Annotated in this window: 19 protein-coding genes; 7 read left to right on the top strand and 12 right to left on the bottom strand. The window is 54.5% G+C overall.

The features are described from left to right. Positions 1-170 precede the first annotated feature (170 nt). Entirely contained in the window at positions 171-260 is a 90-nt protein-coding gene (gene cydH, locus OVA10_RS14770; RefSeq protein WP_100780411.1) for a cytochrome bd-I oxidase subunit CydH, read from the top strand. A 169-nt stretch (positions 261-429) separates the two neighbouring features. After that, positions 430-1,596 (top strand): MFS transporter, encoded by a 1,167-nt coding sequence (locus OVA10_RS14765; protein WP_268196222.1) that lies wholly within the window; start codon positions 430-432, stop codon positions 1,594-1,596. Between the two features lie 38 nt (positions 1,597-1,634). Here OVA10_RS14765 and sodB read toward each other — a convergent pair whose 3' ends face one another. Together sodB and OVA10_RS14755 are read right to left on the bottom strand one after the other, a co-directional pair. After that, complete coding sequence (gene sodB / locus OVA10_RS14760; protein WP_100780409.1) at positions 1,635-2,216, bottom strand: superoxide dismutase [Fe]; 582 nt, start codon at positions 2,214-2,216, stop codon at positions 1,635-1,637. A gap of 122 nt (positions 2,217-2,338) precedes the next feature. Further along, entirely contained in the window at positions 2,339-3,121 is a 783-nt protein-coding gene (locus tag OVA10_RS14755) for a C40 family peptidase (protein WP_100780408.1), read from the bottom strand. 340 nt (positions 3,122-3,461) lie between these two features. Here OVA10_RS14755 and grxD point away from each other — a divergent pair, with 340 nt between their 5' ends. Further along, on the top strand, positions 3,462-3,809 hold the full coding sequence (gene grxD, locus OVA10_RS14750) for a monothiol glutaredoxin 4 (protein WP_095281803.1): 348 nt from the start codon (positions 3,462-3,464) through the stop codon (positions 3,807-3,809). A gap of 47 nt (positions 3,810-3,856) precedes the next feature. Here the strand turns inward: grxD and rnt are convergent, their stop codons facing one another. From rnt to eptA, 5 genes are all read right to left on the bottom strand, one after another. Next, the gene (gene rnt, locus OVA10_RS14745; RefSeq protein WP_100780407.1) at positions 3,857-4,507 is read right to left on the bottom strand and encodes a ribonuclease T; all 651 of its coding nucleotides are present in this window, start codon (positions 4,505-4,507) and stop codon (positions 3,857-3,859) included. Between the two features lie 95 nt (positions 4,508-4,602). After that, a complete protein-coding gene (gene gloA / locus OVA10_RS14740; protein WP_100780406.1) occupies positions 4,603-5,010 on the bottom strand; it encodes a lactoylglutathione lyase in 408 nt (135 codons plus the stop codon). Positions 5,011-5,109: 99 nt separating this feature from the next. Beyond that, positions 5,110-6,207: an alkene reductase gene (locus OVA10_RS14735; RefSeq protein ID WP_268196221.1), complete on the bottom strand. Its 1,098-nt coding sequence runs from the start codon at positions 6,205-6,207 to the stop codon at positions 5,110-5,112. Positions 6,208-6,260: 53 nt separating this feature from the next. Then, positions 6,261-6,860 (bottom strand): TetR/AcrR family transcriptional regulator, encoded by a 600-nt coding sequence (locus OVA10_RS14730; protein WP_102103566.1) that lies wholly within the window; start codon positions 6,858-6,860, stop codon positions 6,261-6,263. 39 nt (positions 6,861-6,899) lie between these two features. Beyond that, positions 6,900-8,528: a phosphoethanolamine transferase EptA gene (eptA, locus tag OVA10_RS14725; RefSeq protein WP_268196899.1), complete on the bottom strand. Its 1,629-nt coding sequence runs from the start codon at positions 8,526-8,528 to the stop codon at positions 6,900-6,902. Between the two features lie 148 nt (positions 8,529-8,676). On the opposite strand from eptA, the gene OVA10_RS14720 reads away from it, so the two are divergent. From OVA10_RS14720 to sodC, 3 genes are all read left to right on the top strand, one after another. Continuing rightward, the gene (locus OVA10_RS14720) at positions 8,677-8,916 is read left to right on the top strand and encodes a DUF1289 domain-containing protein (protein WP_100780403.1); all 240 of its coding nucleotides are present in this window, start codon (positions 8,677-8,679) and stop codon (positions 8,914-8,916) included. 48 nt (positions 8,917-8,964) lie between these two features. Continuing rightward, entirely contained in the window at positions 8,965-9,861 is an 897-nt protein-coding gene (locus tag OVA10_RS14715) for an aldo/keto reductase (protein ID WP_181827789.1), read from the top strand. 80 nt (positions 9,862-9,941) lie between these two features. Continuing rightward, positions 9,942-10,460 (top strand): superoxide dismutase [Cu-Zn] SodC, encoded by a 519-nt coding sequence (gene sodC / locus OVA10_RS14710; protein WP_268196220.1) that lies wholly within the window; start codon positions 9,942-9,944, stop codon positions 10,458-10,460. Here sodC and OVA10_RS14705 read toward each other — a convergent pair. Genes OVA10_RS14705 through OVA10_RS14695 form a run of 3 tightly spaced genes read right to left on the bottom strand, consistent with a single transcriptional unit; the run spans position 10,439 to position 13,571 of the window. Next, complete coding sequence (locus tag OVA10_RS14705) at positions 10,439-12,472, bottom strand: FUSC family protein (protein WP_181827791.1); 2,034 nt, start codon at positions 12,470-12,472, stop codon at positions 10,439-10,441. The genes sodC and OVA10_RS14705 overlap by 22 nt on opposite strands. Beyond that, on the bottom strand, positions 12,472-13,332 hold the full coding sequence (locus OVA10_RS14700) for an efflux RND transporter periplasmic adaptor subunit (protein ID WP_123428943.1): 861 nt from the start codon (positions 13,330-13,332) through the stop codon (positions 12,472-12,474). Before OVA10_RS14700 ends, OVA10_RS14705 begins: the two co-directional genes overlap by 1 nt. Positions 13,333-13,334: 2 nt before the next feature. After that, positions 13,335-13,571 (bottom strand): DUF1656 domain-containing protein, encoded by a 237-nt coding sequence (locus OVA10_RS14695; RefSeq protein WP_100780398.1) that lies wholly within the window; start codon positions 13,569-13,571, stop codon positions 13,335-13,337. Between the two features lie 176 nt (positions 13,572-13,747). Between OVA10_RS14695 and slyA the strand changes: the two genes are divergently transcribed. Then, positions 13,748-14,188, top strand: coding sequence for a transcriptional regulator SlyA (gene slyA, locus OVA10_RS14690; RefSeq protein ID WP_100780397.1), 441 nt, complete (start codon positions 13,748-13,750; stop codon positions 14,186-14,188). 36 nt (positions 14,189-14,224) lie between these two features. On the opposite strand, the gene OVA10_RS14685 is transcribed toward slyA, so the two are convergent. Further along, positions 14,225-15,586, bottom strand: a complete 1,362-nt coding sequence (locus tag OVA10_RS14685) for a sensor domain-containing diguanylate cyclase (protein ID WP_268196219.1) — start codon at positions 15,584-15,586, stop codon at positions 14,225-14,227. A gap of 203 nt (positions 15,587-15,789) precedes the next feature. Beyond that, positions 15,790-16,257, bottom strand: coding sequence for an outer membrane lipoprotein SlyB (gene slyB / locus OVA10_RS14680; RefSeq protein WP_100780395.1), 468 nt, complete (start codon positions 16,255-16,257; stop codon positions 15,790-15,792). Positions 16,258-16,278 lie beyond the last annotated feature (21 nt).

Below are 16,278 nucleotides of genomic sequence, written 5' to 3'. Positions count from 1 at the left end.
GGGTCAGTGGCCGGTACGCTTATAAATTTAGCGTGGAATTTTGTCTTATCTTGATGAAAAGGGGAAGAGCAAAAACGGTTATCAGCCTAAATCCAGGAAGATTTTTGGGGTAAACTGTGTAAAAATGAGCAAGCTCACTTTTCGTGGGGTGATTAAAAGGAGAAAAATTGATGAGTACCGATCTGAAGTTTTCGCTGACGACAACCATTATTGTTCTGGCTCTGATTGTCGCTGCGGGTCTGACCGCTGCGCTGCACTGATTCAAGCGGGGGAGAGTTCTCTCCCTCGTCTCCTGCCTGTTCCCTGATTGTTACCCGCACGGCAAAAATCTTTTGCTAATTTGTTAACTTCTCATTTTTTGTGATTAATGTCATGCTTTTGACATCTTAGTCCCGTGTCGCGCGACGACACGGCATCCGGAGTTAATCAATGAAAATCAATTTTCCCCTGCTGGCCCTGGCGATTGGCGCGTTCGGCATCGGCACCACCGAGTTTTCCCCGATGGGGCTGTTGCCGGTTATCGCAAAAGGGGTAGATGTCTCTATTCCGGCAGCAGGTATGCTGATCAGCGCCTACGCCATTGGCGTGATGATTGGTGCGCCGCTCATGACGCTGCTGTTGTCGCATCGTGCTCGTCGCAATGCGCTGATCTTCCTGATGGCGATTTTTACCCTCGGTAACGTGCTCTCTGCGCTGTCACCGGATTACACCACGCTGCTGCTGTCACGCATTCTGACCAGCCTGAACCACGGCGCGTTCTTTGGCTTAGGCTCAGTGGTGGCGGCGAGCGTGGTGCCAAAACACAAGCAGGCCAGCGCGGTGGCAACCATGTTTATGGGGCTAACCATCGCCAATATTGGCGGTGTACCGGCGGCGACCTGGCTTGGTGAAGTCATTGGCTGGCGGATGTCGTTTATGGCAACCGCAGGGCTGGGCGTAGTGGCGATGATTGCCCTGTTCTTCTCGCTTCCGAAAGGCGAGGCGGGTGAGCGCCCGGACGTGCGTAAAGAGCTGTCGGTGCTGGTTCGTCCACAGGTGCTCTCCGCGCTGTTAACCACGGTGCTCGGGGCGGGCGCGATGTTTACGCTCTACACCTACATTTCACCTGTTCTGCACGATATTACCCACGCCACACCGCTGTTCGTGACGGCGATGCTTGTGCTGATTGGCGTCGGTTTCTCACTGGGCAACTATCTCGGCGGTAAACTGGCGGATCGCTCGGTCACCGGGACGCTGAAAGGCTTCTTAACGCTGCTGATTGTGATTATGCTCGCGATTCCCTGGCTTGCGCGCAACGAGTTTGGGGCGGCCATTGCGATGGTGGTGTGGGGCGCTGCAACCTTTGCCGTGGTTCCGCCATTGCAGATGCGCGTCATGCGTGTGGCGCACGATGCGCCGGGCCTGTCTTCTTCCGTGAATATCGGTGCGTTTAATCTCGGGAATGCGCTGGGTGCGGCAGCGGGTGGGGCGGTGATTTCAGGCGGGCTGGGATACGCTTTTGTACCGGTGATGGGGGCGATTATTGCGGCGCTCGGTCTGCTGCTGGTCCTGACATCGGGCCGTAAACAGCCGGAACCTGTTCGCGTCACAGAGTAATCAAAAAACGCAGAAGGGCTGCCCCTTCTGCGTCTCATTTATGCCGCGAAGTTCTTCGCCACAAATTCCCAGTTAACCAGCGCCCAGAAGTGCTCAAGGTAGTTCGGGCGAGCGTTACGGTAGTCGATATAATACGCGTGTTCCCACACATCAACGGTCATCAGCGGTTTCGCGCTGGTGGTCAGTGGGGTTCCCGCGTTTGACGTTGAGACGATAGCCAGTTTGCCGTCGGCCTCTTTGACCAGCCACGTCCAGCCAGAGCCGAAGTTCTTAATTGCAGCGTCAGTAAACTTCGCTTTGAAATCTGCAAAGCTGCCGAATGCGGCGTTAATGGCAGCCGCCAGTTCACCGGTTGGTTCGCCACCGGCGTTCGGTGCCAGGCAGTGCCAGTAGAACGTGTGGTTCCAGACCTGAGCGGCGTTGTTGAACACACCACCGTCAGAACTGCGCACAATCTCTTCCAGCGTTTTACCTTCAAACGCAGTGCCCTTAACCAGATTGTTCAGGTTAGTGACATAGGTCTGATGGTGTTTGCCGTAGTGGTATTCCAGGGTTTCCGCCGAAATGTGCGGAGCCAGGGCGTCTTTTGCATACGGTAATGCAGGTAATTCGAACGACATTGCTTCTCTCCTTATTATAGTGTTGCACTGCAATAACCCTATTGAGTGCAAGGATAGAGTAGCAAATTGAAAGGGTATGCAAAAGAGGAACTTACCCTGCCGACGGTGCGGCAGGGCAGGGATTAGCGAATGGTTTTCGGGGTCATTACGCGGCGGGCGCCAACGTAATGGCGAACCCAGTAATCTTCGCTCAGGGAGGTGATTTGGATATCCTGGCCGCTGCGAGGCGACTGGATAAACTTGCCGTTGCCAACGTAAACGCCAACGTGATCGGCGGTGCCGCGGCCTTGCGTGCGGAAGAAGACCAGATCTCCGCTCTCCAGCTCACCGCGATTCACGGCTGCTGCATCGCGCAGGTGATACATCTCATTCGCCGTACGCGGGATGCGGAACTTCACCAGATCTTTATAGGCGTAATAGACCAGACCACTGCAGTCGAAACCGGTGCGCGGGGAGGTACCGCCCCAATGATAGGGTTTGCCAATCTGCCCCATTAGCTTGTTCATCGCGGTTTTCTGCGCTTTCTGCACGCGCACTTTATGCACCTCAGAGAGCTTCGCAGTTTTACCCACTTTCACGCAGTTCGTTTTGTGGCCTTTCCGGACGGTGCATTTTTCCGGAGCCACTTTTGCAACTTTTGCGGCAGTGCGGGTGGGTTTGCTGCGGGTTTTACTGGTGAGGGCCTTACTGGAGGTGGACTGCTTTCGTGCGGTAGTGGTTTTTTTCTTTTCGCTTTTACGGGTGCTGGTAGGTGTTTTTTTCTTACGTTCTGTGGTTTTCGCCAGATGTGACTTCTGCACGGCAGAGTGCCGCGCCTGCTCCGAGGCGTTAGCCGCTGGCGTGAAAACGAGTGATGTAAACAGTAAAGCACAGAGCGTGATCGAGATTTTTGTTATCCGCGCCACTGAGCATTCCCCTGAATTAGATGTGGGTCATCAATAGTACCCACGTATGATTTACAAAGCCCGTCGATTCTAATCTAAAAATCTGCGAGAAGTTAATAGCATTTATCGGTCTAAAAGTCTGTTTCGTTAGCGAGTGCAAAAAAAAAAGTCAGATTGTTGCCGCGTTGTTCACTCCCTGAACAAAACCACACCGGGTGAGGGGGTAAGCTATCTTTGGAATGCAACTTTAGCCGACAACCGTTAAGATATAAGCAGGTGACGAAAATGTTATTTTCCGATGTCTCTCTGACCCGCTACAATGTCAGACGATCGCCGTAACAGAAGTTAAAGGAAGCAAGACATGAGCACGACTATTGAAAAAATCCAGCGCCAGATCGCTGAAAACCCGATTCTGCTGTACATGAAAGGTTCACCGAAGCTGCCGAACTGCGGTTTCTCTGCACAAGCCGTGCAGGCGCTGTCTGCCTGTGGCGAGCGTTTTGCTTACGTTGATATTCTGCAGAATCCGGACATTCGCGCTGAGCTGCCGAAATACGCTAACTGGCCAACCTTCCCGCAGCTGTGGGTTGATGGTGAGCTGGTCGGCGGTTGCGACATTCTGATCGAAATGTATCAGCGTGGTGAACTGCAGCAGCTGATCAAAGAAACCGCTGCCAAGTACAAAACCGAAGAGCCAGACGCAGAATAAGTTCTTTTGCATCAGGCAAAAAAAAAGCGACCTTTCGGTCGCTTTTTTTATTCTTCGCTGTCGCCCATCGGCAGCGGCCAGCCACCCAGACGCTTCCAGCGGTTCACAATCTCACAGAACAGTTCTGATGTGCGCTCAGTGTCGTACAGCGCCGAGTGCGCCTGAGTACCATCGAAATCGATGCCCGCAGTAATACAGGCTTTGGAGAGCACGGTCTGGCCCAGTGCCAGCCCGCTCAGCGCGGCGGTATCGAAGGTCACGAACGGATGGAACGGGTTACGCTTGAGCGACGCGCGCTCGGCGGCAGCCATCATAAAGCTGTGATCGAACGTGGCGTTGTGCGCCACCATGATCGCGCGATTGCAGTTGCTGTCCTTCATGCCTTTGCGCACCATTTTAAAAATGGCGTGCAAGGCGTCATATTCACTCACCGCGCCACGCAGTGGGTTCGTAGGATCGATGCCGTTAAAGGCCAGCGCTTCTGGCTGCAGGTTCGCGCCTTCAAAGGGTTCAACATGGAAATGCAGCGTGGTGTCCGGTGTAAGCCAGCCCTGTTCATCCATTTTCAGCGTAATGGCTGCAATCTCAAGCAGCGCATCGGTTTTAGCGTTAAATCCGGCTGTTTCTACATCAATCACAACAGGATAAAAACCACGAAAACGGTCGCACAGACCGGTAAGTTGAGCGTTATCGGACATCAGGGTCTCTTACAAGGGAAAAAAGCAGTGCGTATTATGACAAATTTTGCGAGGCGATGCAGTAAAACAACGGGCGCAGAACGCGCCCGGAGGGATCAATTGCCCAGACCGCGACCGGCGTCTTTGGCTTCAATCAGTTCGATTTTGTAACCGTCAGGATCTTCCACGAAGGCAATCACGGTGGTGCCGCCTTTGACCGGACCCGCTTCGCGCGTCACGTTGCCGCCGTTGCTGCGAATGCGCTCGCACGCTTCTGCCGCGTTATCCACTTCAAGCGCGATGTGGCCGTAAGCGGTGCCCAGCTCGTAGCTATCGACATCCCAGTTGTAGGTCAGCTCGATAACTGCTTCCTCGCTTTCCGGGCCGTAACCGACGAACGCCAGGGAATATTTATATTCCGGGTTTTCGCTGGTGCGCAGCAGCTGCATGCCCAGTACGTTAGTGTAGAAATCGATAGAACGTTGCAGGTTGCCAACGCGCAGCATGGTATGAAGTAGGCGCATATTTTCCTCTTGACCAACTCAATGGCTTATCTTTTTGAACAGAAACGATGTTTTAGTATAGCGGCGAATCATCGCCGCTATCAATGGACAACCGAGGAATTACAGGGAAGGGTAGTCGGTATAGCCTTCAGCGCCGCCGCCATAGAAGCTTTCTGGACGCTGTGGGTTCAGCTCGGCTTTACGCTGCAGACGTGCCACCAGGTCCGGGTTGGCGATGTAATCGCGACCAAAGGCCACGGCGTCAATCAAACCTTTGCCGATCAGATCTTCCGCTTTTTCTGGGGTATACGCACCCGCACCGATGATGACGCCCTGGAAGCGCGCACGCACTTTCTCACGGAATGCCTCAGAGTACGGCTGACCGCCCGCCCAGTCCGGCTCGGACATGTGCAGATACGCGATGCCGCGTTTCGCCAGCTCTTTGATCAGATACAGCGCGTCGGCTTCTTCGTTCGGGCCGTTGTCCACGTTCTGGAACGATCCAATTGGCGAAACGCGGATACCGATACGGTCCGGGCTCCACTCCTGACACACCGCATCCACCACTTCCAGCACCAGACGGGCGCGGTTTTCCACGCTGCCGCCGTACAGATCGGTACGCTGGTTAGACGACGGGGAGAGGAACTGGTGCAGCAGGTAACCATGCGCAGAGTGCAGCTCGACCAGGTCGAAACCGGCTTCACGTGCATTCGCGACGGCCTGACGGAAATCATTGACGATGCCTGGGATCTCATCGAGTTCCAGCGCGCGTGGGGTAGAGGTATCCACGCGAATGGCATGGCCGTTTTCATCACGCAGTGAGGTGCGGGTTCCGGCGTTCAGGGCAGACGCGGAAACCGGTGCCTGGCCGCCAGGCTGGATGCTGTTGTGGGAGATACGGCCCGTATGCCACAGCTGGACCGCGATGCGACCATCATCGGCATGAACACCGGCGGTGATTTTTTTCCATGCTGCGATCTGCTCTGGGCTGTGCAGGCCCGGTGCGCCCGCATAACCTTTCGCCTGAGCGGAGATTTGGGTCGCTTCGGAAATGATCAGGCCGGAGCTGGCGCGCTGGCGATAGTATTCACCCATCAGCGGCGTTGGGATATCGCCCGGCTCAATGCTGCGCAGACGGGTGAGAGGGGCCATTAATACGCGATTAGGTGCGGTAACCGCACCGATTTTCAGTGGGGTAAATAATTTTTCAGTTGACATCATGACTCCTGAGTAGACCGGTCGACTAGTAGATAAATAAATAAAAACGCCTGTTAAACGCCAGGCGTCGTAATACTGTTCTTCACATGCGCCAGCGCGCTTTCAAGCGGCACGGCGCTGCGGGAAATTTTGGCCTGCAAATTTGCGCCTAACCACAGCGCGTACAACACCTGGGCCTGAGTTAAAGGATCGCCGCTAAAGTTTAGCGTTTTTTCAGCGCGACCTTTTTCCAGCGCCTGAGCCAGCAGGGCGATAACGCCGCTGGCCCCTTTGTCCATCGCGGTGCGCATATCTTCTGACAGATCGCACACTTCGGCGGACAATTTAACGGTCAGGCAACCGCTGATAATGCCCTGCTGACAGAACTGGTTCAGCGTTTCCTGATAGTAGTTGAGCACACGATCACGGTAGCACCCTTCGCCGCTGGCAAAATGGGCGGCGAGACGCTGGTGGTAACTGGCATAGTGCCGCTCCAGCATCGCCACGCCAAACGCTTCTTTGGAGCGGAAGTAGTGATAAAACGAACCCTTTGGCACCTCAGCGGTTTTTAACAACTCGCTCAGCCCCATTCCGGTAAACCCGCGGTGCATACAGAGACGCTCGCCGGTGGCCAGAAGATGTTCGCGTGTATCGTGTTCAGTATTTTTGCTCATGGCGCTCACTGTAATAGACCAATCGGTCTAATGCAAGTATCACGATTTTCGACAGGTACTGATGAGATCCATCTGCGGATGATAAACCGCTGATTTTACGTTCATCATCCCGAGCACGGTCGAGAACAAATTATCCTGAGACACCTCTGTTTTCGCCGCCCGATCGCGTAAGCACGGCTCGTTGATACTGTAATTGTTCACGTAATCCGGCGAGAGCCAGAACATAAACGGAATGTGCGTCTGCTGTGTCGGCGCCAGCATGTACGGCGTGCCGTGCAGATACAGCCCGTTTTCGCCGAGCGATTCGCCGTGATCGGAGAGATAAATCAGCGCGGTGTTCATCGTCGTCTGACGCGCTTTCAGTGCATCAATGGTTTTACTGACCACGCTATCCGTATAGAGGATCGTGTTGTCGTAGGTATTCATCAGCGCCTGATGATCGCAGTCCTGGATCTGGTTGGTGTCGCAGGTCGGGGTAAACTGGCGATACGCTTTCGGATAGCGCTGGTAATAGGCCGGGCCGTGGCTACCCATCAGGTGGATCACCAGAACCGAGTCCTGCTGCAGCCCATCGAGCACGTTGTCCAGACGGTGCAGGTTGACGTCATCGATACAGGATTTGTCTTTACAGAACTGATCCAGTTTCCACTGGGTCATATCCGTGTGCGGAATGCGATCGCAGGCGCCCTTACAGCCGCCGTCGTTTTCACGCCACAGCAGATTAATGCCTGCATGCGCCAGCACATCCAGTAAACCTTCCTGATGACGGGCCAGATCGGCATCATATTTTTTGCGCGGCATTCCGGAGAACATGCACGGCACTGAAACCGCCGTTTCTGTTCCGCACGAAGACGCCTGCGGGAAGTTAATCATGTTCTCTTTTTTGAGCTGCGGGTTTGTGTCGCGCCCGTAACCGTTGAGAGAGTAATTTTCCGCGCGAGAGGCTTCGCCAATCACCAGCACCAGCACCGTCTTTTTCTTCTGCGCCAGAATGACTGGCCCTTTCTGGGCGTCCTGGCCGATGCGTACCAGCGTTTGATCGCCTGCAAACCAGCGGTTTTTGCTGTATTTGGCGATAGCGCTGACGTAGTTAGCAGGCGTCACCATTTTGACGATGCTTTTGTTATTGCGAAACAGCGAGGCGTAATCCTTATAGAAGACCGAGGCCACCAGAATAATCACCATCAGGGCACCCAGAATGGCCGCGACGCGCGTAAGCAGCGTGTACCACCATTTCCCGGAACGAATACGAATAAACAGCAGTGCAATGGAGGGAATCAACCCGATCGCCGCGATCCACAGCAGCATTTGCGGCGTGACCAGCGCGGTGGCTTCCTGCGAGTTGGTCTCGAAAATATTCACCATCATGTTCTGATCGATGACAGCGCCATAGGTGAACATAAAGTACGTGGCCCCGGCGCAGCCCAGGGTCAACAGAATCATCAGCGGTTTACGGATAAAGGGGATATTAAGCAGGCTGAAAATAATTACCCAGCCACAAAACAGAACCAGCGGCACGGACGCCGCAAACAGAAAATCGTGCAGATGCGACGGGGCAATAATCTGCCAGCTGCGCTGAATAAACAGGGCATTAAGGAGAGTAAAGAACAGGGCGCAACCGAGGGTAAATTTAATATCGTTACACTGTAACTTTTTTGCGAACCACATCATTAAGAAACCATTTGTTATATTGATGAGGCGAGTATAGGGAGCGAAGATTAGAGAAACCTTAATGACACATTTCTGTGCTAAAGCCCTTGCAGGCACGGCGTTTAGCGTCTTCACTGAAGGTGTTAAGTGATTTCGGGAGGTGTGTGTGGCAGAGCAACTGGAGTTTTTCCCCATCCAGAGCCCGTGCCGGGGAATTTGTCAGTCGGATGAACGCGGTTTTTGCCGCGGCTGTATGCGCAGCCGCGACGAGCGTTTTAACTGGCAAAAGATGAGCGACGCGGAAAAACAGGACGTCATACGCCTGTGCCGACAGCGTCTATTGCGCAAATTACGCGCAAACAAACCGACCGATACGGAAGAACCTCAGCAGCCTTCACTTTTTTAGCGGCGGATATGCGTATACTCATGACATCACTTCCTTGAGGAAATTGTTATGGTTCAGCGTATTGCCCTTGCCCCGCAGGGCCCAGAGTTTTCGCGTTTTGTCATGGGTTACTGGCGTCTGATGGACTGGAATATGTCCCCGCGCCAGCTGGTCAGTTTCATTGAGGAACATCTCGACCTCGGGATTACCACTGTCGACCACGCCGATATCTACGGCGGCTATCTGTGCGAAGCGGCATTTGGCGAGGCCATGAAACTTGCGCCACACCTGCGTGAGCGCATGGAGATTGTCACCAAATGCGGTATTGCCACCACCGCCCGCGCCGAAAATGCCCTGGGGCATTACATCACCGACAGCGATCACATCATCAAAAGCGCCGAGCAGTCGCTGGTCAATCTGGCCACCGACCATCTGGATTTGCTGTTGATTCACCGTCCCGATCCCCTGATGGATGCGGACGACGTGGCGCAGGCGTTCCTGTCGCTGCATCAGAGCGGGAAAGTGCGCCACTTCGGCGTGTCGAACTTCACACCGGCGCAGTTCGCGCTGCTCCAGTCCCGTCTGCCGTTTACGCTCGCGACCAACCAGGTGGAAATCTCCCCGGTTCACCAGCCGCTGCTGCTCGACGGAACACTCGATCAGCTGCAACAGCTGCGCATTCGTCCGATGGCCTGGTCCTGCCTTGGCGGTGGTCGTCTGTTCAACGACGAGGCCTTCCAGCCGCTGCGAGATGAACTGGAAACCGTGGCCCGCGAGCTAAACGCCGAAAGCATTGAGCAAGTCGTTTATGCGTGGATCCTGCGCCTGCCGTCGCAGCCGCTGCCGATTATTGGCTCCGGCAAAATCGAGCGAGTGCGCTCGGCGATTGCGGCAGAAGAGCTGCAGTTGACGCGCCAGCAGTGGTTCCGCATCCGCAAGGCCGCGCTGGGCTACGACGTACCTTAACTGCGCATCAGCCTGACTTTCCGGTAAAAATGTTGCCCCTGGTCTAAACTTTAGGGGCAAATTAAACCCGAGGAGGTCATATGAAGCGTTTTGCTCTGGCAGTCGTGACGCTGGTTGTGTGCGCAGGTGCGCAGGCAGCCAGCGAAACCGTCGACATGAATCTCGTTACCTCACAAGGGATCGGCCAGTCCATCGGGACGGTGACGATTTCCGAAACCGACAAAGGGCTGAAATTTGCGCCCGATCTCAAAGCACTTCCTCCTGGTGAACATGGTTTTCACGTTCACGCTAAAGGCAGCTGTCAGCCTGCACTGAAAGAGGGTAAAGCCTCTGCGGCAGAAGCCGCTGGCGGCCATTTTGACCCCCATCAGACGGGCAAACACGAAGGTCCGGAAGGGTTAGGCCACGAGGGCGATCTGCCTGTGCTGGTGGTGAACAACGACGGAATAGCCACCGACCCCGTTGTGGCCCCGCGTCTGAAAAAACTTCATGACATCAAAGGCAAGGCGCTGATGATCCACGTAGGCGGCGATAACATGTCCGATCAGCCTAAACCGCTGGGCGGTGGCGGTGCACGCTACGCCTGCGGCGTGATCTGATCGCTGATTGTCCCTGGCGGCGGGGCCTGCTCCAGCTGCGACAGGGAGCAGTGTAAACGCCAGACAAGAGACGCTAAATCGCGCGCGGCCGGAAGGGGGTGGCGTGCGAGCGTCTCACTGATGCGCTGCAGCTCGGCAAGCGTGACCGCCAGCGGACGTTGCTGCACGCCCCGTTTGCTCATGACATCTCTCAGTAGAGAGATACAGATGTCGCGCACCTGCGACAGCGGATCTGAGCGCGTTTCCCACGCTCGCAATTGCCATACCACATGCGAGCAGTTCAGCAGCACCACGCCCCAGCGCAGCAGCCAGCGGCGGGATAATTCGTCCTGACTGTTGTTCAGCTGGCTGACGTGATGATAAACCAGCGACTCGTACTCATTTTCACTCAGATGGGGTTTGCGGCTGAGCTGATCGACAAATCCCGCGCGCAACTCGCGAATGTGGCGTCGGCTTTTGCGCGCATCTGAGCCAGGACGCAGGACCGCAAACGCCAGCCAGGCCAGACCAACGCCGAGGATTTTCGCCAGATTATCATTCAGAAAATCGGCGAAATCGTACACCGGTGGATTGGTGACAGAGATAAACGAACCCATAAAGACGATCAGCTGCCCCCACAATCCGGCGAGTTTTGGCATCTGCAATTTCAGCAACTGCATGGTCGTGAGCAGCGGAAACAGGAACAGCAGGAACTGCCACAGATCGGTGACCTGCACCATCAGCCCGAATTTCACCGCGAAACTGAACAGCGAGAGCAGCACCAGCGTGCGCAATAGCAGCGTGAGGGAGTTGAAGGGGGAAGCTGCCACCGAGTAAAGCACGCAGCTGATTGCCGCCAGAGTCAACGCCGCCGAGCCGGATTCCCACTGCGTCGTAATGCTCCAGGCGCCCACCAGCATCAGGGCGCAAAAGGTGCGAAATCCGCTCCAGAGCGCTTCGATATTATCCGTATGACGGGTCAGCGCCGGGCTGCCCGGCACCGCGAATTCGGTTATTGGCGTTGCTTCCTCAACGGCTCTGATCCAGCGGCTGCTGCGCAGATATAAACGACAGAAATAGAGCAGTCGCTGCCAGAAGGCGCGATGGCGGTAGTCAAACTCATCCGTCGGGGCGAGAGGGGCAACAATCCGCGCCACCGTAAGGATATCGGTTTGCGGGTTAGCGAGCGCCGCCAGCAGACGGTCGATCACTTCCCGCGTGTTTTCCGGCGGATTTGGCCAGTTGAGTAACATCCTGCGCAGGCCGGAGAGGGCGCTGGTCATCCTTAGCTGCTGGTGAAGAAGATAGTTCAGCAACGTGTTCTGGCGACGAAAACGGTAATGGCTCCAGAACGCCTGAATACGCAGCAGGTTCATCGTCAGGATCTGCCCGATGACTTTCTCGTGGGCAAGGCGGATCGCGTCGCTGGAGTCAGGCTGCCAGAGCAAACTTGCGTGCTCAAGCAGGCGAGCATGCATGGTTTTCAGGGCGGTGATAAGCGTCGTTCCGTCCGAGGTGCTGGGCAGAATCATCATCATCACGCCGCCGCAGAGGATACCGATAATCACTTCGCACACGCGTGCCTGAGCGATATCCCACAGCTCGGTGGTATCCAGAATATTGACTACCGGAAAGGCGATGATCGCCGCCGTATAACCGGCGAGCTGGAACGCGTAGGCCACGTTGTTGGTAAAATGGGCGCAGGCCCAGGTACACAAGCCCAGCCAGCCGGCCATGCTCAGCAAAAAGAGCCAGGGATCGTTGAGCGTGTGCCCGGCGATAATCAGTGCCGCCGTGGCCCCCAGCAGGCTGCCCGCGACGCGCCCGAGGCTTTTACTGATCACCCCTCCGACGGTAGGAAAACTGACCACCGCCGCTGAGGTCATCGCCCAGTAAGGCTCATCCAGATTCAGATAATAAGCCACCGAAAGGGCCAGACACATGGCGATGCCGTTGCGCAGGGCATATCGCCACTGCGCAGGGGTTGCTTTGAACCACGGCATTTTGCGCCAGGAGAAAGCAGAGAGGTCCATCAGCGCGTTCCGATCGAGACGGTGCAGGTTGTGCCGGAGACCAGCGTGATGTCTGCCGGGAGTTTGTCGAACTCCACGCGGACCGGAACGCGCTGGGCGAGGCGCACCCACGGCACGTTAGGTTTGATGTCGGGCACAAGGCCGGAGTCGGTCTCGACACTCTGATCGTAAATGGCGCGGCCAATGCTGGAGACGTGACCCTGTAACCGGGTGGAACCGCTGTAAAGCGTGATCTGCGCCGGTGCGCCTTCCTGGATATGACGAAGCTTTGTCTCTTCGAAATAGCCGACAACGTAGAACGAGTGGCTGTCTACCAGCGCAAAGACCGGCTGCCCCTGAGTGGCGTAGTTCCCCTCGCGGGTGGAAAGATTGGTTACCCATCCGTCAACGGGTGCTTTAACGACCGTTTGCGTGAACTGCCACTGGGCTTGTTTCAGCGTGGCTTCTGCCACCTCAAGGCTGGCCTGCATAGCTTTGACGTTGATATTCGCGGTATCAAGATCTTCAGCAGAGATAAAATTTTGCGGCAGGTGGCGGCGGCGATTGGCTTCATTGTTGGCTTTCGCCAGATCGGACTGCGCCTTTGCCAGCTGCGCCTGGGCGTTCAGTACCGCGATATGAAACGGTGTCTCATCGATGCGAAAGAGCACGTCTCCCGCCTTCACCCGCTGGTTATCCTTAACCAGCAAAGACGTAATGCTCCCGGAGACTTGCGGCGTAATGCTGACCTGCTCGGCGCGGACTTTGCCATCGCGCGTCCACGGCGACTGCATGTAAAAATTCCAGAGCCACCAGCCCGCGACCAGTGCCAGAGCCAGAACCAACAGGCTGGAGAAATATTTAAGGGTTTTCAGCGACATATTCACCACGCAATCAACAGAGCCAGAGCGAGACAGACGGAAAGGGTAAACAGCGAAAGATCCATCAGCATGGGGTGCCAGATTTCGCCGGAGTACATCCAGTCGCGAAGCAGCCGGTGAGCCACAAGCCAGATCAGAAAGCCGAGCATAACGGCTTTGAAAATTGGGGGAAAATAGACAGACGCACCGACAATCAGGTCCTGAAGGGGTAACCCCGCGGAGCTAGTAGAGAACTTCACGAGCAGAGATCCTTTGCAGTGGTGAGGGGCCAGTGTTAACACAATGAAGTGTCTTCATTAAGTGTAAATGATCCGTTCGGAATTGATGAATGCAGTATTGCATTTGTTTTGCCAATATAAATGCTGCACACTATTCTAAAATCAGTATAATAACTTAGCAAGCTAATTATAAGGAGATGAAATTGGAATCGCCATTAGGTTCTGATCTGGCAAGGTTGGTACGCATCTGGCGTGCTCTGATTGACCATCGCCTGAAACCTCTGGAATTGACACAGACGCATTGGGTCACGCTGCATAACATTCATCAGTTGCCGCCCGATCAGTCACAAATTCAACTGGCCAAAGCGATTGGCATTGAGCAGCCATCTCTGGTGCGTACGCTCGATCAGCTGGAGGAGAAGGGGCTGATTTCCCGGCAAACCTGCGCCAGCGATCGCCGTGCTAAACGCATTAAACTGACGGAAAAGGCAGCGCCTATCATCACTGAGATGGAAGCGGTGATCAGCAAAACGCGGGGGGAGATCCTTTCCGGGATTTCACCGGCCGAGCTGGAACAGCTGATTGATATGATTGCTCGCCTTGAGCAAAACATCAATGAACTGCAAACCCGCGACTGACGTCATGACAAAGCCTTGCATCGCAAGGCTTTCTTTTTAACGGTACACCACCACCCGGTTGCGCCCCGTCTCTTTAGCCTCATACATCGCCTTATCCGCACGCTCGACGCACTCTTCAGCTGTAACCGCAGATGACGTCGCGGTGTACACGCCCATGCTGATGGTGATTGGCTCCGGAAGCTGTCCGTGGGTGGTTTCACGATCGAAACTGCTCAGCAGGATACGGATCCGCTCGGCCACCTGGCGTGCCGCCTCTGACGGGGTATTCGCCAGCAGCAAGACAAACTCTTCACCGCCGATGCGCGCGGCAATATCCTGAGGACGGACCGAATCCATCAGCAGATTGGCAACAAACTGCAGCACTTTGTCGCCTTGCAGGTGACCGTAGGTGTCGTTGATACGCTTAAAGCGATCGAGATCGCTGACAATCACCGACACGGGTTTACTGGCGCTGGTGGTTCTGAGCAAATGGTTCAAGGATTCGTAGAAGTAGCTGCGGTTGTAGAGACGCGTCAGGGCATCGCGAATCGAGTTCTGATAAGACTGCTGATATTTCAGATGGGAATCGCGGTAGAGACTGAAGACATCGTGCAGCAGGGTAAAAATAATCAGCAACGTGGCGGTCGTTTCAAACAGACGCGAGCTGTACCAGGCAAATCCCCCCACATAATCACTAGCAAACAGGGTGACCAGCGTAATCATATAGCAGACACACAAAAAGCTGCCGCTGACCCAAAATTCATTGCGCAGACGCGTGATGACCAGCATGGTGATTAAAGTGACAATCCAGAAAATAATCAGAATGAGATTAATCACTTGATTCCATAATATTGTCACCTGCCGGGTGTCATCACTGACAAGATCTATCGAAAGTAATGTACTGTGGCTCGAATAAATCCACGCAAGAGTAATCATTGAAACGGTAAACAGAAATAAACAGATAATAATTATTACATGTACACGGCGCGGTAATCCATGATGGCGCAGGGTATAAAGTACCGCCGCGCATGTGATCAGGAAGGCCATCATCACGTTGCGGAACATGAAGAAAATCATCGCGTCGTTATAATTAATGCGATGCAGGCCGAACGAGGTGAGCCACGCCGGGAAGCTGCTCAGCGTCCCCAGCATCAGCACCGCGGAGCCCGCGAAGGCAAAGGCGATGGCGAGCAGGAAAATCCGGTTTTTATCGCACCAGTATTTCATCAGCATAAAAAAGGCAATAAACAGATGAAAGACTAAAAGAAATATCGTCAGCGTAGGAAAAATTAATGTCGAAAGGGTCGGAATAATACTCTCTGTTTTTAAATAAAGAGTATGTAATATTCCATAAAAGACCAGACAGGCAAGCAAGAAGGAAACGTAGCGGTTTCCCAGATATCGGTTTATCACGATCATACGGTTGTTAACTGACAGATAATGCGTTATTAAGAAAAGAAACTGAACGCGGAGGATAATGTAATAAAAGAAAAAATACTTTGCGCGGGAACAAGAGAAGGGGAAGTGATTAATTCACGCGGTGAATGTGTTTTAGGGGATTAATTAATCGGAATGTTTTCAAGAGTAATGGATGTGACCCTGAGGCCACATCCATTATGGAATTAGCGTGGGGATACAGTCACCTGGCTACCGTTGCTTGCCAGGACCACACGTTGGCCGCTAGCAAACTGGGTTTTACCCTGTTTCTGCACAACCATGATGGTGTTGCCGTCGTCTTTACGGATTTCCAGCTCAACGCCCTGGGTTTTGTTCATTGAACCCTGAACACCCTGACCCGCTACGCCACCCGCAACAGCACCTGCGGCAGTCGCCAGAGAACGACCGGTGCCACCACCGACGGTGTTACCCAGGAAGCCACCCAGCACAGCACCACCAATCGCGCCAATCACGTTGTTGTCATCGCCACCCTGGATCTGAACCGGGCGAACGTTAACAACAGTACCGTAAGTGACGTTCTGAACTTGTTTGGCTTCGGAGGCGGTGTAAACGTCACCCGAAAGGGAATCGTTATTCACGCAGCCAGCCAGTGTTAAACCAATCAGTGAAACGCCCAGTACACGTAAAATCATTTGAATCTCCTGTTCACCAAC

The sequence above is a fragment of the Lelliottia sp. SL45 genome (genome assembly GCF_026672535.1).
GTDB classification, from domain to species: domain Bacteria; phylum Pseudomonadota; class Gammaproteobacteria; order Enterobacterales; family Enterobacteriaceae; genus Enterobacter; species Enterobacter nimipressuralis.
Note: the sequence above shows the minus strand (reverse complement) of the source record. Positions and strands in the feature narration are given on the sequence as shown.